Source organism: Amycolatopsis sp. NPDC114478 (assembly GCF_055633805.1).
The window spans coordinates 455,984-474,217 of record NZ_JBVKDO010000003.1 but is presented as its reverse complement, the minus strand read 5'-3'; the positions used below and the strand labels follow the sequence as shown (position 1 = coordinate 474,217).

Below are 18,234 nucleotides of genomic sequence, written 5' to 3'. Positions count from 1 at the left end.
CCCAAGCTAGCGCGCACCACCGACAATCCGGCGGCCCGCGATCGCGATCCGCGCGGCCTCCGACGACTTCTTCACCACCAAGTCCACCGAGTAGCCGTGCTTCACGAAGACGCCGTCGAGCTGGAACGTGCCGTAGCCGTGGGCCTGGGTGAACAGCTGCTCCATCAGCTCCAGCGCCGTCGCCGGGTCCGGGGCGACCAGCAGGCAGCGCATGAGGAACTCGTCCGTCAGCCGCCGGGTCTGCTCGTGCAGCCCGACGTGCTCCGGGCCGTGCAGGCCCTCGGCGTAGATGATGTTCATCCCGGCCCGGCGCTCGATCAGGTACCGCGTGTACGCGCCCGCCGCCGCGGCCAGGGCGTCCACCGGGTCTTCGTGCTCGCCGGCCGCCGAAGCGACGCGCTCGGCCAGCTGGCAGGCGACGTTCGCCGCGACCTCGGCCAGCAGGCTCTCCCGGGTGGGGAAGTGCCGGTAGGGCGCGCCGGGGCTGACCTTCGCGCGCCGCGCCACCTCCGCGACCGAGAAGCCGGCGAGGCCCTGCTCCGCGATCAGGTCCAGGGATACGCGCACGAGCTCGCCGCGGAGGTCGCCGTGGTGGTACTTGCCGCCCATGACCTGGATCACATCTCTCGTTCGAAATATGTAAGAGGGCTCTTACGTAGACCATGTAAGAGGCCTCTTACGAGGCAACGGTACTTGAAGTTGGAGGGTTCCATGAGCACCACCACGCACGCCATCGCCGTTCCGGCGCCGGGCGCGCCCCTGGCGCCGACCACGATCGAGCGCCGTGACCTGCGTCCGGACGACGTGCTGATCGACATCGCCTACGCCGGTATCTGCCACAGCGACCTCCACCAGGCCAAGGAGGACTGGGGCCAGGCGATCTTCCCGATGGTCCCGGGCCACGAGATCGCCGGCGTCGTCGCCGCGGTCGGTTCGGACGTCACGAAGTACCAGGTCGGCGACCGCGTCGGCGTCGGCTGCATGGTCGACTCCTGCGGCGAGTGCGAGTACTGCCTGGCCGGCACCGAGCAGTTTTGCGTCAAGGGCAACGTCCAGACGTACAACGGCGTCGGCTTCGACGGCGAGAACACCTACGGCGGCTACAGCAACCAGATCGTCGTGAAGGACGCCTTCGTCTGCCGCATCCCGGAGGGCATCGACCTCGACGTCGCCGCGCCGCTGCTGTGCGCGGGCATCACCACCTACTCGCCGCTGCACCACTGGGGCGCGGGCCCCGGCAAGAAGGTCGCCGTGATCGGCCTCGGCGGGCTCGGCCACATGGCCGTCAAGATCGCCGCCGCCATGGGCGCTGAGGTGACTGTGCTGAGCCAGAGCCTGAAGAAGCAGGAGGACGGGCTCAAGCTGGGCGCGACCGAGTACTACGCGACCAGTGACGAGTCGACGTTCGACGTGCTCAAGGGCAAGTTCGACATCATCCTCAACACTGTGTCGGCCAAGCTGCCAGTGGACGCCTACCTCGGCCTGCTGCGGGTCGGCGGCGCGATGGTGAACGTCGGCGCGCCCGGCGAACCGCTGTCCTACAACGCCTTCTCGCTGCTGGGCGGCAACAAGGTGCTGGCCGGCTCGATGATCGGCGGCATCGCCGAGACGCAGGAGATGCTGGACTTCTGCGCCGAGCACGGCATCGGCGCGGAGATCGAGACGATCTCGGCCGACAAGGTCAACGAGGCCTACGAGCGCGTCGAGAACTCCGACGTCCGCTACCGGTTCGTCATCGACGCCAAGACGATCGGGGCCTGACTCCCGGGGTACGGCAACCGCGTCAGAACACCACGGTGCGGTTGCCGTGCACCAGCACCCGGTTCTCCAGGTGCCAGCGCAAGCCGCGAGCGAGGGTGACTTTTTCGATGTCCCGGCCCTTGCGGACCATGTCCTCGACCGAGTCGCCGTGGTCGACGCGGATGACGTCCTGCTCGATGATCGGGCCCGCGTCGAGGTCCGCCGTCACGTAGTGGCAGGTCGCGCCGACCAGCTTCACCCCGCGCGTGTGAGCCTGGTGGTACGGCTTCGCGCCGATGAACGACGGCAGGAAGCTGTGGTGGATGTTGATCGCCCGGCCGGCCCACTCGCGGCACAGGTCGGCCGGGAGGATCTGCATGAACCGCGCCAGCACCACCGCGTGCGGCTCGTGCTCGTCGACCAGCTTCCGCACGTGCTCGAACGCTTCTTCCTTGCCCCCGGCCGGGAACGGCACGTGGTGGAACGGGATGCCGTGCGCGCGGGTGATGTCCGCGAGGGACTCGTGGTTGCCGATCACCGCCGCGATGTCGACGTCCAGTTCGCCGGACGCGACGCGGCCGAGCAGGTCGTACAGGCAGTGCCCGGCCTTCGACACCAGCACGACCGCGCGGCGCCGCTCACCGGTGTCGCTGACCTGCCAGTTCGACTCCGCGGAGAGGTCCGCGGCCACCTCGGCGAACCGGGCGCGCAGCTCGTCGGCGTCGAACGGCAGCGAGTCGGCCCGGACGACCTGGCGCGTGAAGAACCAGCCGGTGTCCGGATCGGTGTGGTAGGCCGCTTCGACGATCCAGCCGCCGTGCTCGGCGAGGAACCCGGAGATCCGGGCGATGATGCCGGTGCGGTCGGGGCAGCCGAAGGTGATGACGTAGCGGCGTTCGGGAGCGGTCACGACGGCATTCTCCCCCGCGCCGGTCAGACGGCGGGGAGCCGGTCCCCGCTGCCGCACCCGGCCGAACCCGGCAGTACGACGGCGCAAACCAGGTCATCGGCCCCCTGGGCGAACTCGGGGGACAGGCGCGCCGGCACGGGCCGGGCGAGGGCGGATTCGGCGTCGAGGCGGTGGATCGCCGTGGCGTGGGCCAATCGGCCGGTCCACGGCGATCCGGGGTCTCGCACCAGGGCTTCGCGCAGGGCAAGGCGCTGCCCATCCCACCACCCGAGCACGTCTGCCCACTCCGGTGGCGGCGACGGTGCCAACGGCCGGTCCAGGACCAAGCCGACCGCGGCGCAGTGCACGGAAGCGATGTGCGTCACCAGGTCATGGACAGTCCACTTCGGACAGTTCGGCACCGGGGCCGCCGGACCCGCCTTCAGCGCCGCCCGCTTCAGCGCGTCGGCGTGGACGTCGATCGCTTCGAGCATGGGCCGACCGTAGCCGCCTCCCCGCTTCGATGGCGAAGACCAGGCCCAGGCCCAGGCTGAACGACAGCAGCAGGCCCTTCACCGGCTCGTCCGCGAACGCGGCGCCGCCGGCCAGGCCGATCAGCACGCTGTACACCGCCCAGATCGCCGCACCGGCCAGGTCGAGCGGGACGAACCGGCGCAGCGGGTAGCCTAGGCTGCCGTTCGCGAGCGCGCTGGCGACGCGTCCGCCGGGCAGGTACCGCGCGGCGATGATCAGCAGGCCGCCGTTGCGCCGCACCTGGTCGCGGGCCCATTCGTAGCGCCGGTGCCCGTCGGCTCCGCGCTGCAGCCGCGCGATGGCCCGCGGCCCGGCGACCCGGCCGACGGCGTACCCGAGGCAGTCGCCCGCCCACGCACCCCCGCCGGCCACCGCGGCGAGCAGCGCCAGGTTCGCGGGATCGGGCCCGAGGAGGACGGCGACGGTGACGACGGTCGTCTCGCTGGGCATGAACGGCAGCAGCGCGTCCAGCCCGGACACGGCGAAGACGAGCACCCACAGCCACGGCGAGCCGAGCGCGCCGCGCAGCAGCTCGGTGACGTGCCCCAGGAGTTCCACGGTTCAATGGTGATCACCGCAGGTCACTTCGGGGTGACGCAGCGGGGGTGGACCGGTGAACGTTCAGGCGGGAGCGACCGCGGACCACGGGACGGTCAGCGCGCCGGGGCGGATCCTCGGGTCCGGCACCGGCCAGCCGCGCGCCACCAGCAACCGGATCGTCTCCAGCCAGCGGGACCGGACGCCGAACGCCTGGTGCGGCGCCGCCGTCGCCCAGCAGGTGTCGAGCGCGGCCAGGAACGCGTGGATCCGCTCACCCGGGACGTTCCGGTGGATCAGCGCCTTCGGCAGCCGCTCGGCGATCGTCGACGGCTTTTCCAGCCCCGCCAGCCGCATGGACAGCGTCAAGGACACCGGGCCGGCGGAAGACACCAGCACCCACGTCGACAGCCGGCCGATCTCGTCGCACGTGCCCTCGACCAGCAGGCCGCCCGGCGCCATCGAGTCCAGCACCAGCGCCCACGCGCCCGGGACCTCGTCCTCCGCGTACTGGCGCAGCACGTTGAACGCCCGCACCAGCACCGGCCGCGTCCCGGCCAGCTCGAACCCGCCGCGGCGGAAGTCCAAAAAGGGCGGCGACGCGGCGGGCAACGCGGCCGCGACCCGCGCGGGATCCAGCTCCAGACCGAGGACCCGGACGTCCGGCCGGACGCGCCGCAGCCAGCGAGCCAGCTCGACCGTCGTCACCGGGGAAGCGCCGTACCCGAGGTCGACGACCAGCGGCGAGGAAGCCGTGCGCAGCAACCGGGTCGTCGCGGGGGAGTACGTGATCCACCGGTCGACCCGGCGGAGGCGGTTCGGGTTGGTCGTGCCGCGGGTCGGCGCGCCGACCGGGCTCAGTTTGCTTCGGTGAGCCACTTCGCCGTGAATTCGGCTTCGCGTTCCAGCAGCTTCGTGACCTGCTCGGCGATCACGCTCTCCAGCTTCCCGCCGAACAGCGGGATCCGGACCGTCACCTCGCCGCTGATCCGCAGCACCGTCTTGTCGCCGTCGGCCAGCAGCGCGGTCCGCGCGGCGATCTCGCCGGGGACGCCGCCGACCTCGACGGTCGCGTTGCCCTGCCGGCCGGTGCCGTCGTTGCTCACGCGCCAGGTCTGCGTGCGGGTCACCAGCAGGTCGCCCTTGTGCAGCGTCCGCACCGCCGACGGCAGCTTGTCCGCGCTGATCCCCTGTCGCAGCTCGTACTGCAGGTCCGTGCCGGACTCCTCGTACGACAGCAGCGCCGCGTCGTGGCCGCCGAGCTGCTCGAGCCGAGCCCGCAGGGCGGCTTCACCGGCGACCGCCGCGTACGTCGCGGGGACGTCGGCGGCGAACTCAGCGCGGTGCTCGATCCGGGATCCCATGAGCCGGACAGTACCGTCAGACGCGTGAACACCGCCCGTACTCCCGCCCTCCCGAAGCTCTCCGCGTACACGACGCTGCGCCTCGGCGGCCCCGCCCGCCGGTTCGTCAGTGCCGCGACCAGCGAAGACCTCGTCGCGGCGGTGCGTGAGGCCGACGCGGCGGCCGAGCCGGTGCTGCTGCTCGGCGGCGGCTCCAACCTGGTGGTGGCGGACGCGGGGTTCGACGGCACGCTCGTCGAGGTGGCGAACACCGGCTGGCGGCGTGACGGTGACGTCGTGGAGGTCGAGGCCGGCCAGAACTGGGACGCGTTCGTCGCCGGCCTGGTCGACGCGGGCCTGGGCGGGCTCGAATGCCTCTCCGGCATCCCGGGCAGCGTCGGCGCGACGCCGATCCAGAACGTCGGCGCGTACGGCTGCGAAGTCGCCGAGTCCATCGTCTCGCTGGAGCTGTACGACCGCCGGACGCGCGAAGTGCGCACGCTCAAGGCCGACGAACTCGGCTTCGCCTACCGCACCAGCGTCCTGAAGGGCACCGACAGCGGCGTCGTCCTCTCGGTCCGCTTCGAGATCCGCGAAGACGGCCTCTCCGCGCCCGTCCGCTACGCCGAGCTGGCGCGCACGCTCGGCGTCGAGATCGGCTCCCGCGTCCCGGCGGCCGAAGCGCGCGAAGCGGTGCTGAAGCTGCGTCGCGGCAAGGGCATGGTGCTCGACCCGGACGACCACGACACGTGGAGCGCGGGCTCCTTCTTCACCAACCCGATCGTCCCGTCGGCCGAGGCCGAAGCGGTCCTGGCCCGGATCGCCGAGAGCGTCGGGACCGACGCGCCGCAGTACCCGGCCGACGGCGGCGTCAAGCTGTCGGCGGCCTGGCTGATCGAACGCGCCGGCTTCGCCAAGGGTTACCCCGGGCCGGGGAACCGCGTCTCGCTGTCGACGAAGCACACGCTCGCCCTCACCAACCGCGGCGACGCCACGACGGACGACCTGCTGGCCCTGGCCCGCGAGGTCCGCGACGGCGTTTTCGCGCGGTTCGGCGTCCGGTTGCACCCCGAACCGCTCTTGATCAACTGCGTCATTTGAGCCGAAACGGGCAACCTGGACGTGTACAGGACGTCTTTGTCGACAAAGGCGTAACCACCTGATCGGATGGTCTTTACCTTTCGGGAGGTAACGTCGGGCGGGCCACCAGCGCTAAGGGCGTGTGCTCGCAGGTCGGCGGGGGAAACTCAGGAGGTTTCGGTGATCGAACGGCGTACGGTCTTCAAGGCCGCACTCGCGGCGGGGGCCGCCCTGGTCGCCGCGGCGTGTTCGAGCACGAACGACGGAACCGCGCTGCCCACCGGCGCGGCGGGCGCCGACGGCGGTGGCGCGCAGCCTGTGGCAAAGATCACGGCCGAGCCCGCGGTGAACGCGAAGGACGCTTCCGTCCTCAAGCCGGTGACCATCAAGGTCGCCGACGGCAAGCTCACCGAGTGCAAGGTCACCGCGGACGGCGGCAAGGCCATCAAGGGCGACACCGCGCCGGACGGGCTCACCTGGACCAGCTCCGAGCCGCTCGGCTACGGCAAGACCTACACCTACGCGGCCAAGGCCACCGGCACCGACGGCAGGCCGGTCGAGCTCACCGGCACGTTCAGCACGATCAGCCCCGCGAAGCAGATCCGGGCCACGCTCAACCCGGCCGACAACCAGCAGGTCGGCGTGGCCATGCCGATCAGCGTCAAGTTCCAGTCGCCGGTCAAGGACCGCGCGGCCGTCGAGAAGGCCCTGTCCGTGAAGACGGACAAGGAGGTCGAAGGCGCCTGGGGCTGGCTGTCGGACAGCCAGGTCGACTACCGGCCGAAGGAGTACTGGCCGCAGAACATCACCGTGAGCGTCGAGGCGAAGCTCTACGGCGTCGAGCTGGGCGGCGGCGCGTACGGCAAGGCCGACGTCACCACGAAGTTCAAGATCGGCCGCAACCAGGTGGTCAAGGTCAACACCCCCGAGCACCAGATGCACGTCTACCGGGGCGGGTCGCAGTACAAGAGCTACCCTTGCGCGAACGGCCTGGACGCCGAGGTCGACCGCAACACCCCCAACGGCACCTACATCATCATGAGCAAGGAGCCGACGGCCGTCTTCGACAACGCCCGCTACGGCTACACGAACGTCAACAAGAAGTGGGCCTGCCGGATCTCCAACCACGGCGAGTACATCCACGAGAACCAGGACAACGCGGCCAACATCGGGAAGAACAACAACTCCCACGGCTGCGTCAACCTGCTGGAAGCCGACGCGAAGGACTTCTTCGACTCCGCGCTGATCGGCGATCCGGTCGAGATCACCGGCTCCCAGCTGGCCCCGCCGATGGCCTCGGACGTCAAGGACTGGAACTACAGCTGGTCGGCCTGGAAGTCGCTGGGAGCGAAGTAGACCGTGCGCACCGAAGTCGTCGGGCACGGCGGGGTCCGGCTCGGCCTGCGGGTCGAAGGGACCGGCAACAGCAGGCCGATCGTGTTCGTGCACGGCTGGGCGCAGTCGGCCGGCTGCTGGGCCGCCCAGCTCGCCGACCCGGCGCTGACCGAGCGGTTCCGGCTGGTCGCGATGGACCTGCGCGGCCACGGCGCCTCCGACGTCCCGGCGTCCGGCTACGACGACCCGGTCGTGTGGGCCGACGACCTCGCCGCGGTCCTCGACTTCGCCGGGCCGGGCGCGATCGTCGTCGCCTGGTCGTACGGCGGCCTCGTGCTCGCCGACCACATCCGCGTGCACGGCACCGCACGGCTGCGTGGGGTCGTGCTCGTCGGCGCCATCACCGAGATCGGCCGCGACCGGCCGGGCGGGCGCGTCGGCCCGCTGATGCGCGAGCACATGCGTGCGATGCTTTCGGACGATCCGGACATCGCGGTCCCCGCCCTGACCGCGTTCAGCCGCGGGATGGTCGCCCGGCCGGTGCCCGGCACCCAGGCCCAAGCCCTCCTCGGCGCTTCTTTGAGCGTGCCGCCCGCGGTCCGTTCGGCGTTGTTCCGCCGGGACATCGGCAGCGAAGACGTGCTGGTCAGGCTGGACAAGCCCACCCTGGTCGCGCACGGGACGGCCGACCGGGTGATCGAGCCCTCGACGGCCGAGCACGCCCTCGGGAAGATTCCGGGCGCTGTCGGGCGTTGGTTCCTTGACGGGGGCCATGCGCCCTTCGCCGAGTCCGCGGACGAGTTCGACGCGGCACTGCGGCAGTTCGCCGAGGAATGCTGAAGCAACGCGGGAGACGTGACCAGGTGACCAGCTCCATCCGGGGGTTCGACGCTGCCCCTCGCCGGATCGCGGTGCTGTCCGTGCACACTTCGCCGCTGGAGCAGCCGGGCACCGGCGACGCCGGCGGGATGAACGTGTACATCAGCGAAACGGCGACCGAGATGGCCCGCCGCGGCGTCGAGGTCGAGGTGTTCACCCGCGCGACGGCGTCCGACCAGCCGCCGGTGGCCGAGCTGGCGCCGGGCGTGACCGTCCGGCACGTCCAGGCCGGGCCGTTCGAGCCGCTGGGCCGCGACGAGCTCCCCGCCCAGCTGTGCGCGTTCACCTCCGGCGTCCTGCGCACCGAGGCGTTCCACGAACCCGGGTACTACGACCTCATCCACTCGCACTACTGGCTGTCGGGCCAGGTCGGCTGGCTCGCCCGCGACCGCTGGTCGGTGCCGCTGGTGCACACCGCGCACACCCTGGCGAAGGTCAAGAACGCCGCGCTCGCCGAGGGCGACAAGCCGGAGCCGCGCCTGCGCGTGATCGGCGAGGAGCAGGTGGTCGCCGAGGCCGACCGGCTGGTCGCCAACACCGCCGTCGAGGCGCGACAGCTCATCGACCTCTACGACGCCGAGCCGGACGCGGTGCACGCCGTGCCGCCGGGCGTCGACCTTGACCGCTTCACACCGGGCTCGAAGGATGACGCGCGCTCCTCTCTGGGGTTGGCTCCCGACGACGTCGTGCTGGCGTTCGCCGGCCGGATCCAGCCGCTGAAGGCGCCGGACGTCCTGCTGCACGCGGCCGCGGCCCTGCTGCGCCGGCGCCCCGAACTGGCGCCGCGCCTGGTCGTGCTGGTCGTCGGCGGGCCGTCGGGCACCGGGCTGGAGCAGCCGCAGGCCCTGCGCGAGCTGGCGGTTTCGCTGGGCATCGAACCGCAGGTGCGGTTCCTGCCGCCGCAGCCCGGGGAAGCGCTCGCCCGGGTCTTCCGCGCCGCCGACGTCGTCGCGGTGCCCAGCTACAACGAGTCGTTCGGCCTGGTCGCGCTCGAAGCGCAGGCCTGCGGGACGCCGGTGGTCGCGGCCGAGGTCGGCGGGCTGCCGGTCGCGGTGCCGCACGGCGTGTCCGGCCTGCTGGTGCCCGGCCACGGCGCCGAGGAGTGGGCGGCCGCGCTGGCGGCCGTCGCCCTGCGCCCGGACCGGCGCGCCGAGCTCGGTGCCAACGCCGTCGTGCACGCGCGGCGGTTCTCCTGGCGTCGTACGACGGACGCGCTGCTGGACATCTATGCTCAGGCGACGAGCGCGTTCTCCCGCGCGCTGGACCTGCGCGCGGAGGTGGCGGTGTGAGCCTGGACCAGCTGATTCAGTCTACTTTGGACTCCGCCGAGCTCAAGTACGACAAACGCGGTCCCGGCAAGTACTTCGTCACGCTGCCCGGCACGAAGAAGCTGCAGACGAACGCGTGGCTCGTCGACGGCGACCACGCGTTTTCGGTGGAGGCCTTCGTCTGCCGCCGTCCCGATGAGTCCCATGAGGACGTTTACCGGTTCCTGTTGCAGCGCAACGCGAAGCTCTACGGCGTCCACTACACAGTGGACAGTCTCGGCGACATCTACCTGGTCGGCCGGTTCGGCAAGGAGACGATGTCCGCCGACGAGCTGGACAAGGTGCTCGGCCAGGTCCTGGAAGCCGCCGACGGCGACTTCAACACGCTGCTGGAGATCGGCTTCGCGACGTCGATCAAGCGCGAGTGGGACTGGCGCGTCTCCCGCGGCGAGTCGCTGGCCAACCTGCAGGCGTTCAAGCACCTCGCGGAGCCGCGCGAACCGGGCTTGACCGAGTCGTGACCCGGGCCGTGCAACGGCCCTGAACCGGACATCCGTCTCACCGCCAGCCGAAACTGGAGGGAGACGCAGGATGCGGACTCGATGGAGAGCGGCGCTCGCGGGCGCGGCGGTGGTTTTCGCGCTGGCCGGGTGCTCGGCGTCGGAGAACGGCGCATCGTCCACGGCGGACAGTGCCGGTGGGGTGGCGAAGGTCCCGGCCGCGCCGCAGCAGGGAACCGGGGGCAAGGCCGACTCGAAGGTGACGCCACCGCAGGCCGGCGCCACCGACCGCAAGCTTTCGCGCAGCGCCCGGCTGGAGCTGACCGCGACCAAGGTCGTCGACGTCGTCGCGCAGGCCCGCGGGATCGCGCAGGGCGCGGGCGGCTACACCGGGCAGGAGAGCACCGGTGACGAGTCGGCGACGTTGTCGCTGGCGGTGCCCTCGGAGCGGCTGGACCCGGTGCTCGACCAGCTGTCGCACCTGGGCACCTCGCTGGTCAAGCGGGAGCTGAACACGCAGGACGTGACCGAGCAGGTCGTCGACGTCGAGGCTCGCCTGACGACGCAGCGCAAGTCGGTCGAGCGGATCCGCGCGCTGCTCTCGCAGGCGACTTCGGTGTCGGACATCACGTCGATCGAGAGCGAGCTGACGAGCCGCGAGTCGGCGTTGGAGTCGTTGGAGCAGCAGCAGAACTCGCTCGCCGGGAGTGTGGCGATGGCGACGGTGTCGATGAGCATCCGCAGTGTCGCCGCGCCTGCTCCGCCGTCGGAGGACCGGAGTGGGTTCCTCGGGGGGCTGGCTGGTGGCTGGGACGCGTTTTTGACGTTTGGGGGTGGGTTGCTGACGGTGCTGGGGGCCGTTGCGCCGTTCCTGTTGATCGTGGGGCCGCTGGCGTGGGCTGGGTGGTGGGTGAACCGGCGTCGTCGGTCGGTCAAGCCGGAGGTTGTCGAGAGCTGAGCAGTGCTTCCGCTCCTCGTCTTCGATTGTTCAACACCGGATACCCGGCCTCAAGGGCGCCTTCGGCGTCGCTTCGCGATGAGCTTCGCTCACCCTTGACCCCGGGTCTCCGGCGCTGACTGCGGCTCGGACGAGGGGCGGGGGAGGTCTAGGCGCGGCCCTGCGGGCCCCTGCGGGGCCGATGGGGTGGGACTGCCTGAATGACTCGTTCAAGACCTGCGCGGGGCAGGCGGGACGGCTCGAGGGAGGGGGGAGTCGCGATCTCGAGCCGCCCCGCTGAAGTTCCCGCCGATCAGGACCCGGTGACGAGGGGGGTGCCATCGGGGCCGGCGGGCCGCGGCTCGGCAGGGGGGAGACGAGCCGCGGTCGAAGCCCGAAACCGGCCGGGGAGTGCGTGGAATCCGGCCGCTCGGGACGTAAGCAAACCTGTCAGATCCCGACCTGTAATCACAAGACTACTCACTAGTCCGTTCGAGTGAACTTCGGTCACAGGGATAACGGTGTGCAGTTTGAAGCGAGGATTTTGCGCGTTGTTGGCGCTCGGACTTGTCGAAGGGTGAGGTGTTACTCCGAAGTAACACACTCTGCGTAGGACGCGAGGTCACCAGTCGGTCGGCTGGTCCGTCATGGCAGGCTGAGCACATGGCCGAGATTGGGACTTTGGTGCTGCTGCGGCACGGGCAGAGCACGTGGAACGCGGAAAACCTGTTCACCGGCTGGGTGGACGTGCCGCTGTCGGAGCAGGGCGAAGGCGAAGCCCGCCAGGGTGGGCAGCTGCTGGCCGACGCCGGGCTGCTGCCGGACGTCGTGCACACCTCGCTGCTGCGCCGCGCGATCTCCACCGCGAACATCGCGCTGGACGCCGCCGACCGGCACTGGATCCCGGTGAAGCGCGACTGGCGCCTCAACGAGCGCCACTACGGCGCGCTGCAGGGCAAGAACAAGAAGCAGACCCTCGAGGAGTTCGGCGAGGAGCAGTTCATGCTCTGGCGCCGCTCGTACGACACCCCGCCGCCGCCGATCGACCCGGACGACAAGTGGAGCCAGGCCGGCGACCCCCGCTACGCGAACCTCGGCGACAAGGCCCCGCTGACCGAGTGCCTCAAGGACGTTGTCGAGCGGCTGCTGCCGTACTGGGAGTCCGAGATCGTGCCGGACCTGCGCGCGGGCAAGACCGTGCTGGTCGCCGCGCACGGCAACTCGCTGCGCGCGCTCGTCAAGCACCTCGACGGGATCTCCGACGCCGACATCGCCGGCCTCAACATCCCGACCGGCATCCCGCTGCGCTACGACCTGACCGCGGACCTGAAGCCGGTCAAGGCCGGTGGCGAGTACCTCGACCCCGAGGCCGCCAAGGAAGCCGCCGCCGCGGTCGCCAACCAGGGCCGCTGACTCGTTTGCCGAAGGGCGCCCTCAAGGCCTTGAGGGCGCCCTTCACGGCTTTCAGGACGCGGCGACCGTGCGGACCGCGGTCGCCTTCCAGCTGGTGCCGACGCGGGTCATGTCGAGTTCCGTGGTGAACGGGCGGTCGGCGGTGCCGGTGGGGCCCGTCACCTTCAGCGTCGTGAAGAACAGCACCGTCGCCGTTCCGCCCGTGAGCGCGGTGACGCCGGCCAGCGGGTCCGGCCCGAGCGCCACCTTCGTGCCGCTCTTGCGGATCGCGTCGACGTAGGTGGCCTTCTTCGTGCGGTAGTCGGTCAGCAACGGCTCGGTGACCACCGCTTCGGCCCGCGCGTACGAGCCTTCCGGGTCGGCGCTGTCGGTCGTCAGCAGCGCCGCGGCGGCCGAGCGGGCCCCGGCCAGCGCCGAATCGCGCAGGCCGGCGAGGCTGCCGTCGTCCGGGTGCGGTGCGGGTGGCGGCTGCGCCGGGTTCAGCGCGGTGTCCGAGATCCGCCAGCGCCCCGCGGATTCGAGCGCGGTGAACGCGACCGTCGCCAGGCCCTTCGAAGTCCCGTTGACCTGCTCCAGCACCGCCAGCTCCCGGAGCCGGCCGCCGGTCAGCTCGAGCGCGGCGCTGCGCACCACCCGCGTGGTCAGGTGGACCGGCTGCGGGCTCTTCCTGATCGTGTCGAACAGCTTCGTGAGCTGGTCCTTCGCAGCCCCGGTGACGTTCGCCGCGACGGCCTGGTCGAACGCCGCCGGGTTCGTCGAGTCGTAGCTGAACACCGCCTGGGCCGCCGTCTTCACCGCGTCGAGGGCCGCGCCCGTCCCGCGCGCGTCGACCAGCGCGAGGTTGCCGGTGAGCGGCGTGGCCGTGCCGGAGATCGCCGACGTGCACGCCGAGGTCGTCAGGACCAGCGCCAGCAGCGCTCGCTTCACAGCAGCCCGGCCTCGCGCGCCCGCGCCCCGGCCTGGAACCGCGACGACGCGCCGAGGACCTCCATCAGCTCCGCCACCCGCCGCCGGTAGGTCCGCAGGCCGACGCCGAGCGCGCGGGCCGCCGTCTCGTCCTTGCAGCCGGACGCCAGCTGCTCGAGGATCTCCCGCGCGCCCAGCTCGGTGAAGCGGGCCTGGTAGGACTCGAGGTCGGTGCCGCCGGCCCAGGCGGCCTCGAACAGCGACTGGATGCCCTGGACCAGCTCCGGGCTGCTGACGACGGTGTAGCTGCGGACGCCGCCGACGTGGTCGCCGGCCACGATCGCGATCCGGCGGTCCAGCAGGATCGTCTCGTTGACCTCGCGCTCGGTGATGCGGATGCGCGCGCCGTGCGTGGCCATGAACCGCAGGTGCTCGGCCAGCGCCGGGTCGAACAGGACGCCGGGCAGGTACATCTTGCGCACCGACGTCGTGCGCACGGCCTGCTCGCGCTCGGGCGCGGTCGGGTGCGCCACCGACCAGGTGTGCAGGTCGCGGGCCGCGCACGAGACCTCTGTCGCGGTCGCGAACAGGTGGGCCGTCCGTTCGAACAGCTCGGCCTCACCGCGCACCACGACGACGTCGCTGACTCTCTCCACGTATTCCAGTTTGGCAGCAAAGTGCCATTCCCGGCGGCTTCCGGGCCAGGTCGGAAGGCTGGAGCCATGACCACGAACACCACCCTCCCCGCCGCCGCGGCGGGCACCTGGCAGCTCGGCTCCTTCGAAGTCAACCGGCTCGGCTTCGGCGCGATGCGCCTGATGTCCACTTCGGACGGTGGCATCCGCGACCGCGGGACGTCGCTGGCCGTGCTCCGCCGCGCTGTCGAACTGGGCGTCAACCACATCGACACGGCCGCCTTCTACTTCGCCGGCCCGCGCTCGGCGAACGAGCTGATCAACACCGCCCTGGCGCCCTACGACGACCTGGTGATCACCACCAAGATCGGCGCCGGCCGCGACTTCGAAGGCACCTTCTACTTCGCCCGGCCGGACCAGCTGCGCGCCCAGGTCGAGGAGAACCTGCGGCAGCTGGGCGTCGAGCACCTCGACGTCGTCAACTACCGGATCGGCGCGGGCCTCGACCGCGGCGAAGGCTCGCTCGCCGATGGCTTCGGGGCCCTCGCCGAGCTGCGGGAGCACGGCCTCATCCGCGAGCTGGGCATCTCCAACATCGGCCCGGCGCACCTCACCGAGGCCCTCGCGATCGCGCCGGTCGTCTGCGTCCAGAACCAGTACGGCCTCACCGCTCGCCGCGAGGACGACGAGATCGTCCGGATGTGCGCCGAGCACGGGATCGCCTTCGTGCCGTTCTTCGCCGTCGCCAGCGGCCAGGGCGAGGACGCGCGCGTCGCCGAGGTCGCGCGCCGCCACGACGCCACCCCGGCCCAGGTGCGGCTCGCGTGGACCCTCCACCAAGGACCGCACGTGCTCGCCATCCCGGGCACCGGTGACGTCGCGCACCTCGAGCAGAACGTCGCCGCGGCCGCCCTCGAGCTCACCGACGACGATCTGAAGACCCTTGACACCGCCGGGTGATTCACCCGGAATGTCTCGCCGGGGAATCGATCGGGTGAACGCGGGCTGAAGCACCGGCGAACATGTCATCGCCAGGTGTCGCGGTGCTCACGACTAGGCGGACAACGCTAGGCCGAAGGGCCACTTCTCAGCTTACGATCGGCCTGTGACCACGCCTGTTTCCCTCGCACTGGCCATCGGGGCACTGGTGGCCGGTGCGGTGGTCGGCTACCTCCTCGCCCGGGCGCGAAGCCGCCGCGAAGAGGCCCGGCCGCCGGGCCCGACCGTCGCGGAGCTCCTCGAACGGCTGGTCCGGTCGTCCCACAACGGCGTCGTCGTCCTCAACAAGTTCGGCGACATGGTGCTGCACAACCCGCGTGCTTACGAGCTGGGCCTGGTGCGGGTGAACCAGGCCGACCCGCGGGCCCGCCGGGCCGCCGAGCAGGTCGTCGAGACCGACGAGCCGATGGAGATCGACCTTTCGCCCATCGAAGCGCGCGGCCGCCAGCCCGAGGCGGTGCTCGGCCAGGTCCGGCCGCTCGGCGACGGCTTCACCGTCGTCGAGGCCGTCGACCACTCCGAGGCCATCCGGCTGGAGGCCGTCCGCCGCGACTTCGTCGCCAACGTCAGCCACGAGCTCAAGACCCCGGTCGGCGCAATCGCGCTGCTCACCGAGGCCGTGCTCGACGCCGCCGAGGACGTCGAGGAGGTCCGCCGCTTCGGCGGCAAGATCCTGCGCGAGTCCACCCGCCTGGGCCAGCTCGTCACCGAGCTGATCGCGCTTTCCCGGCTGCAGGGCGCCGAGCGGCTGCCGGACCTCAACGTCGTCGAGGTCGACGCGGTCGTCCGCGAGGCGCTCGGCCGGACGACGCTCTCGGCCGAGTCGGCCGACATCCGGATCACCACCGACACCCCCAGCGGCCTGCTCATCGAAGGCGACCGGACGCTGCTGGTCACCGCGCTGTCGAACCTGCTGGAGAACGCCGTCGCGTACTCGCCGGCCGGCAGCCCGGTCTCGATCAGCCGGCGGCTCGCCGACGGGATGGTCGAGATCGCCGTCACCGACCGCGGCATCGGCATCGCCGAGGACGAGCAGCAGCGCGTGTTCGAGCGCTTCTACCGCGCCGACAAGGCCCGCTCGCGCGCCACCGGCGGCACCGGGCTGGGCCTGGCGATCGTCAAGCACGTCGCGGCCAACCACGGCGGCTCGGTCGGGCTGTGGAGCCGGCCGGGCACCGGCTCGACGTTCACGCTGCGCATCCCCGCGCACGTCCGCCCCGAGCCGGCCGCCGAGCCGGCGCGGGCCGCCAAGACCTCGCCGGCACCTCGGCAGGAGAAGACCCCCGAGCGCACCCCGAGGCTCGTGGTTACCGGGCAGGACAGCCCAGATCATGGAGGAAACCTGTGACCAGGGTTCTCATCGTCGAGGACGAGGAGTCGTTCGCCGACCCCCTCGCCTTCCTGCTGCGCAAGGAAGGGTTCACCGCGGCCGTCGCCGGGACGGGCCAGGCCGCGCTGGAGGAGTTCGACCGCAACGGCGCCGACATCGTGCTGCTCGACCTGATGCTGCCCGGGATGAGCGGCACCGACGTCTGCAAGCAGCTGCGCCAGCGCTCGGCCGTGCCGGTGATCATGGTGACGGCGCGCGACAGCGAGATCGACAAGGTCGTCGGCCTGGAGCTCGGCGCGGACGACTACGTGACGAAGCCGTACTCGGCGCGTGAGCTGATCGCGCGCGTCCGGGCGGTGCTGCGCCGCGGCGGCGAGCCGGGCACGGACGGCGAGCTGGCCCCGCTGGTGCTGTCGGCGGGCCCGGTCCGGATGGACGTCGAGCGGCACGTGGTGACCGTGGACGGCGCCGAGGTGTCGCTGCCGCTCAAGGAGTTCGACCTGCTCGAATACCTGCTGCGCAACGTCGGCCGGGTGCTGACCCGCGGGCAGCTGATCGACCGGGTGTGGGGCGCGGACTACGTGGGCGACACGAAGACGCTCGACGTCCACGTGAAGCGGCTTCGGTCGAAGATCGAGCCGGACCCGGGCTCGCCGCGGCACCTGGTGACCGTGCGCGGCCTGGGCTACAAGTTCGAGACGTAAGTCCCGTTTGGGCGGTACCGCTCCCGCGTGGAGGCGCGCCGGGGCGGTACCGCACCGAGTGTTTTCGGTTACAAGTTCGAGACCTGGCGCCGGGGCCGGTACCCTGGACCCCCGTGCGCCTAGGGGTACTCGACGTCGGTTCCAACACCGTCCACCTGCTCGTGGTCGACGCCCACCGTGGCGCCCACCCGACGCCGATGCATTCCGAAAAGTCCGTGCTGCGCCTGGCCGAGCAGCTCACCCCCGGTGGGGAGCTCAGCAAGGCCGGGGCCGACGACCTCGTGACCGCGGTCGAATCCGCGAAGGACGCCGCCGCGCGGCTCGGCTGCCAGGAAGTCATGGCGTTCGCCACGTCCGCCGTCCGCGAAGCGAAGAACTCCGCCAAGGTCCTGGCCCGCGTCGCCGACAAGACCGGCGTCGACCTGCAGGTCCTCTCCGGGACCGATGAGGCCCGGCTGACCTTCCTCGCCGTCCGGCGGTGGTACGGCTGGTCGGCCGGCCAGCTGCTCGTGCTCGACATCGGCGGCGGCTCGCTGGAGATCGCCATGGGCCGCGACGAAGAGCCCGTCCTGGCCGAATCGCTGCCCCTCGGCGCGGGCCGCACCACGCGCACCCGCTTCAAGCACGACCCGCCGTCGCGCTCGGAGCTCGTCGCGACGTCGGCGTGGCTGGACGACCAGCTCACCGAGCTCGCGCGGAAGGTCACCAAATGGGGTGAACCCGACCGCGTCGTCGCGACGTCGAAGACGTTCCGGTCGCTCGCGCGGCTGACCGGCGCCGCCCCCTCGGCGGCGGGCCCGCGCGTGCGACGTACGCTCACGGATACCGCGTTGCGCCAGCTCCTGGCCTTCATCTCGCGGATGACGTCGGCCGATCTGGCCCAGCTCGAGGGTGTCAGCTCGAGCCGGTCGCACCAGCTGGTGGCGGGCGCGCTCGTCGCGCAGGCCACCATGCGGGCACTCGGTTTGGCGGAACTCGAGATCTGCCCGTGGGCTCTGCGAGAGGGTGTGATCCTGCGGCGGCTGGACCATTCGAACGGCGCGGATGAGACTGGAGCCGCCCTCGTGGGGCGCTTCGGCGCACAGGAGGACCGGTGAAAGCACGCGGCTGGACTTCCCGGACGGACAACGGGCACGGTGGAGAGGTGACGGACATGCAGAGGTCGGCGTACAGCGCGCGCGGCGCCGCCGGGGTGCCGTCGGGAA

General features: G+C 71.3%; 20 protein-coding genes. 12 read left to right on the top strand and 8 right to left on the bottom strand.

Annotated features, from left to right (window positions below):
• Positions 1–6: 6 nt before the first annotated feature.
• Positions 7–621 carry a TetR/AcrR family transcriptional regulator gene (locus tag ACZ7OH_RS11195; RefSeq protein ID WP_470280667.1) on the bottom strand — a complete coding sequence of 205 codons (615 nt, stop codon included), beginning with the start codon at positions 619–621 and terminating at the stop codon, positions 7–9.
• Positions 622–711: 90 nt separating this feature from the next.
• On the opposite strand from ACZ7OH_RS11195, the gene ACZ7OH_RS11190 reads away from it, so the two are divergent.
• The gene (locus ACZ7OH_RS11190) at positions 712–1,761 is read left to right on the top strand and encodes an NAD(P)-dependent alcohol dehydrogenase (RefSeq protein WP_470280666.1); all 1,050 of its coding nucleotides are present in this window, start codon (positions 712–714) and stop codon (positions 1,759–1,761) included.
• A 22-nt stretch (positions 1,762–1,783) separates the two neighbouring features.
• Here the strand turns inward: ACZ7OH_RS11190 and purU are convergent, their stop codons facing one another.
• The 5 genes from purU to ACZ7OH_RS11165 all read right to left on the bottom strand — a co-directional run bounded on the left by purU (position 1,784) and on the right by ACZ7OH_RS11165 (position 5,064).
• Entirely contained in the window at positions 1,784–2,650 is an 867-nt protein-coding gene (purU, locus tag ACZ7OH_RS11185) for a formyltetrahydrofolate deformylase (RefSeq protein ID WP_470280665.1), read from the bottom strand.
• A gap of 23 nt (positions 2,651–2,673) precedes the next feature.
• Positions 2,674–3,123: a maleylpyruvate isomerase N-terminal domain-containing protein gene (locus ACZ7OH_RS11180; protein ID WP_470280664.1), complete on the bottom strand. Its 450-nt coding sequence runs from the start codon at positions 3,121–3,123 to the stop codon at positions 2,674–2,676.
• Positions 3,020–3,721: a DedA family protein gene (locus ACZ7OH_RS11175; protein ID WP_470280663.1), complete on the bottom strand. Its 702-nt coding sequence runs from the start codon at positions 3,719–3,721 to the stop codon at positions 3,020–3,022. Before ACZ7OH_RS11175 ends, ACZ7OH_RS11180 begins: the two co-directional genes overlap by 104 nt.
• Before the next feature lie 63 nt (positions 3,722–3,784).
• Positions 3,785–4,579: a class I SAM-dependent methyltransferase gene (locus ACZ7OH_RS11170; protein WP_470280662.1), complete on the bottom strand. Its 795-nt coding sequence runs from the start codon at positions 4,577–4,579 to the stop codon at positions 3,785–3,787.
• A complete protein-coding gene (locus ACZ7OH_RS11165; protein ID WP_470280661.1) occupies positions 4,558–5,064 on the bottom strand; it encodes a DUF2505 domain-containing protein in 507 nt (168 codons plus the stop codon). Before ACZ7OH_RS11165 ends, ACZ7OH_RS11170 begins: the two co-directional genes overlap by 22 nt.
• Positions 5,065–5,088: 24 nt before the next feature.
• Between ACZ7OH_RS11165 and ACZ7OH_RS11160 the strand changes: the two genes are divergently transcribed.
• The 7 genes from ACZ7OH_RS11160 to ACZ7OH_RS11130 all read left to right on the top strand — a co-directional run bounded on the left by ACZ7OH_RS11160 (position 5,089) and on the right by ACZ7OH_RS11130 (position 12,455).
• Complete coding sequence (locus ACZ7OH_RS11160) at positions 5,089–6,144, top strand: UDP-N-acetylmuramate dehydrogenase (RefSeq protein ID WP_470280660.1); 1,056 nt, start codon at positions 5,089–5,091, stop codon at positions 6,142–6,144.
• A 159-nt stretch (positions 6,145–6,303) separates the two neighbouring features.
• The gene (locus ACZ7OH_RS11155) at positions 6,304–7,479 is read left to right on the top strand and encodes a L,D-transpeptidase (protein ID WP_470280659.1); all 1,176 of its coding nucleotides are present in this window, start codon (positions 6,304–6,306) and stop codon (positions 7,477–7,479) included.
• A 3-nt stretch (positions 7,480–7,482) separates the two neighbouring features.
• On the top strand, positions 7,483–8,298 hold the full coding sequence (locus tag ACZ7OH_RS11150; RefSeq protein ID WP_470280658.1) for an alpha/beta fold hydrolase: 816 nt from the start codon (positions 7,483–7,485) through the stop codon (positions 8,296–8,298).
• On the top strand, positions 8,292–9,626 hold the full coding sequence (mshA, locus tag ACZ7OH_RS11145) for a D-inositol-3-phosphate glycosyltransferase (protein ID WP_470280657.1): 1,335 nt from the start codon (positions 8,292–8,294) through the stop codon (positions 9,624–9,626). Before ACZ7OH_RS11150 ends, mshA begins: the two co-directional genes overlap by 7 nt.
• Positions 9,623–10,126 carry a type III secretion system chaperone family protein gene (locus ACZ7OH_RS11140; RefSeq protein ID WP_086684658.1) on the top strand — a complete coding sequence of 168 codons (504 nt, stop codon included), beginning with the start codon at positions 9,623–9,625 and terminating at the stop codon, positions 10,124–10,126. Before mshA ends, ACZ7OH_RS11140 begins: the two co-directional genes overlap by 4 nt.
• Before the next feature lie 70 nt (positions 10,127–10,196).
• Complete coding sequence (locus ACZ7OH_RS11135; protein ID WP_470280656.1) at positions 10,197–11,063, top strand: DUF4349 domain-containing protein; 867 nt, start codon at positions 10,197–10,199, stop codon at positions 11,061–11,063.
• A 642-nt stretch (positions 11,064–11,705) separates the two neighbouring features.
• Complete coding sequence (locus ACZ7OH_RS11130; protein WP_470280655.1) at positions 11,706–12,455, top strand: phosphoglyceromutase; 750 nt, start codon at positions 11,706–11,708, stop codon at positions 12,453–12,455.
• 51 nt (positions 12,456–12,506) lie between these two features.
• Here the strand turns inward: ACZ7OH_RS11130 and ACZ7OH_RS11125 are convergent, their stop codons facing one another.
• Together ACZ7OH_RS11125 and ACZ7OH_RS11120 are read right to left on the bottom strand one after the other, a co-directional pair.
• Positions 12,507–13,382: a hypothetical protein gene (locus ACZ7OH_RS11125; protein ID WP_470280654.1), complete on the bottom strand. Its 876-nt coding sequence runs from the start codon at positions 13,380–13,382 to the stop codon at positions 12,507–12,509.
• Positions 13,379–14,017, bottom strand: a complete 639-nt coding sequence (locus ACZ7OH_RS11120) for a DNA-binding response regulator (RefSeq protein WP_470280653.1) — start codon at positions 14,015–14,017, stop codon at positions 13,379–13,381. The genes ACZ7OH_RS11125 and ACZ7OH_RS11120 overlap by 4 nt, the downstream gene beginning before the upstream one ends.
• 66 nt (positions 14,018–14,083) lie before the next feature.
• Between ACZ7OH_RS11120 and ACZ7OH_RS11115 the strand changes: the two genes are divergently transcribed.
• The 4 genes from ACZ7OH_RS11115 to ACZ7OH_RS11100 all read left to right on the top strand — a co-directional run bounded on the left by ACZ7OH_RS11115 (position 14,084) and on the right by ACZ7OH_RS11100 (position 18,126).
• Positions 14,084–14,956, top strand: a complete 873-nt coding sequence (locus ACZ7OH_RS11115; RefSeq protein WP_470280652.1) for an oxidoreductase — start codon at positions 14,084–14,086, stop codon at positions 14,954–14,956.
• Between the two features lie 145 nt (positions 14,957–15,101).
• A complete protein-coding gene (locus tag ACZ7OH_RS11110) occupies positions 15,102–16,343 on the top strand; it encodes a sensor histidine kinase (protein ID WP_400901044.1) in 1,242 nt (413 codons plus the stop codon).
• A complete protein-coding gene (locus ACZ7OH_RS11105; RefSeq protein WP_086680214.1) occupies positions 16,340–17,029 on the top strand; it encodes a response regulator transcription factor in 690 nt (229 codons plus the stop codon). The genes ACZ7OH_RS11110 and ACZ7OH_RS11105 overlap by 4 nt, the downstream gene beginning before the upstream one ends.
• Before the next feature lie 113 nt (positions 17,030–17,142).
• Positions 17,143–18,126: a Ppx/GppA family phosphatase gene (locus ACZ7OH_RS11100; protein ID WP_400901042.1), complete on the top strand. Its 984-nt coding sequence runs from the start codon at positions 17,143–17,145 to the stop codon at positions 18,124–18,126.
• The last annotated feature ends 108 nt before the right edge of the window (positions 18,127–18,234 follow it).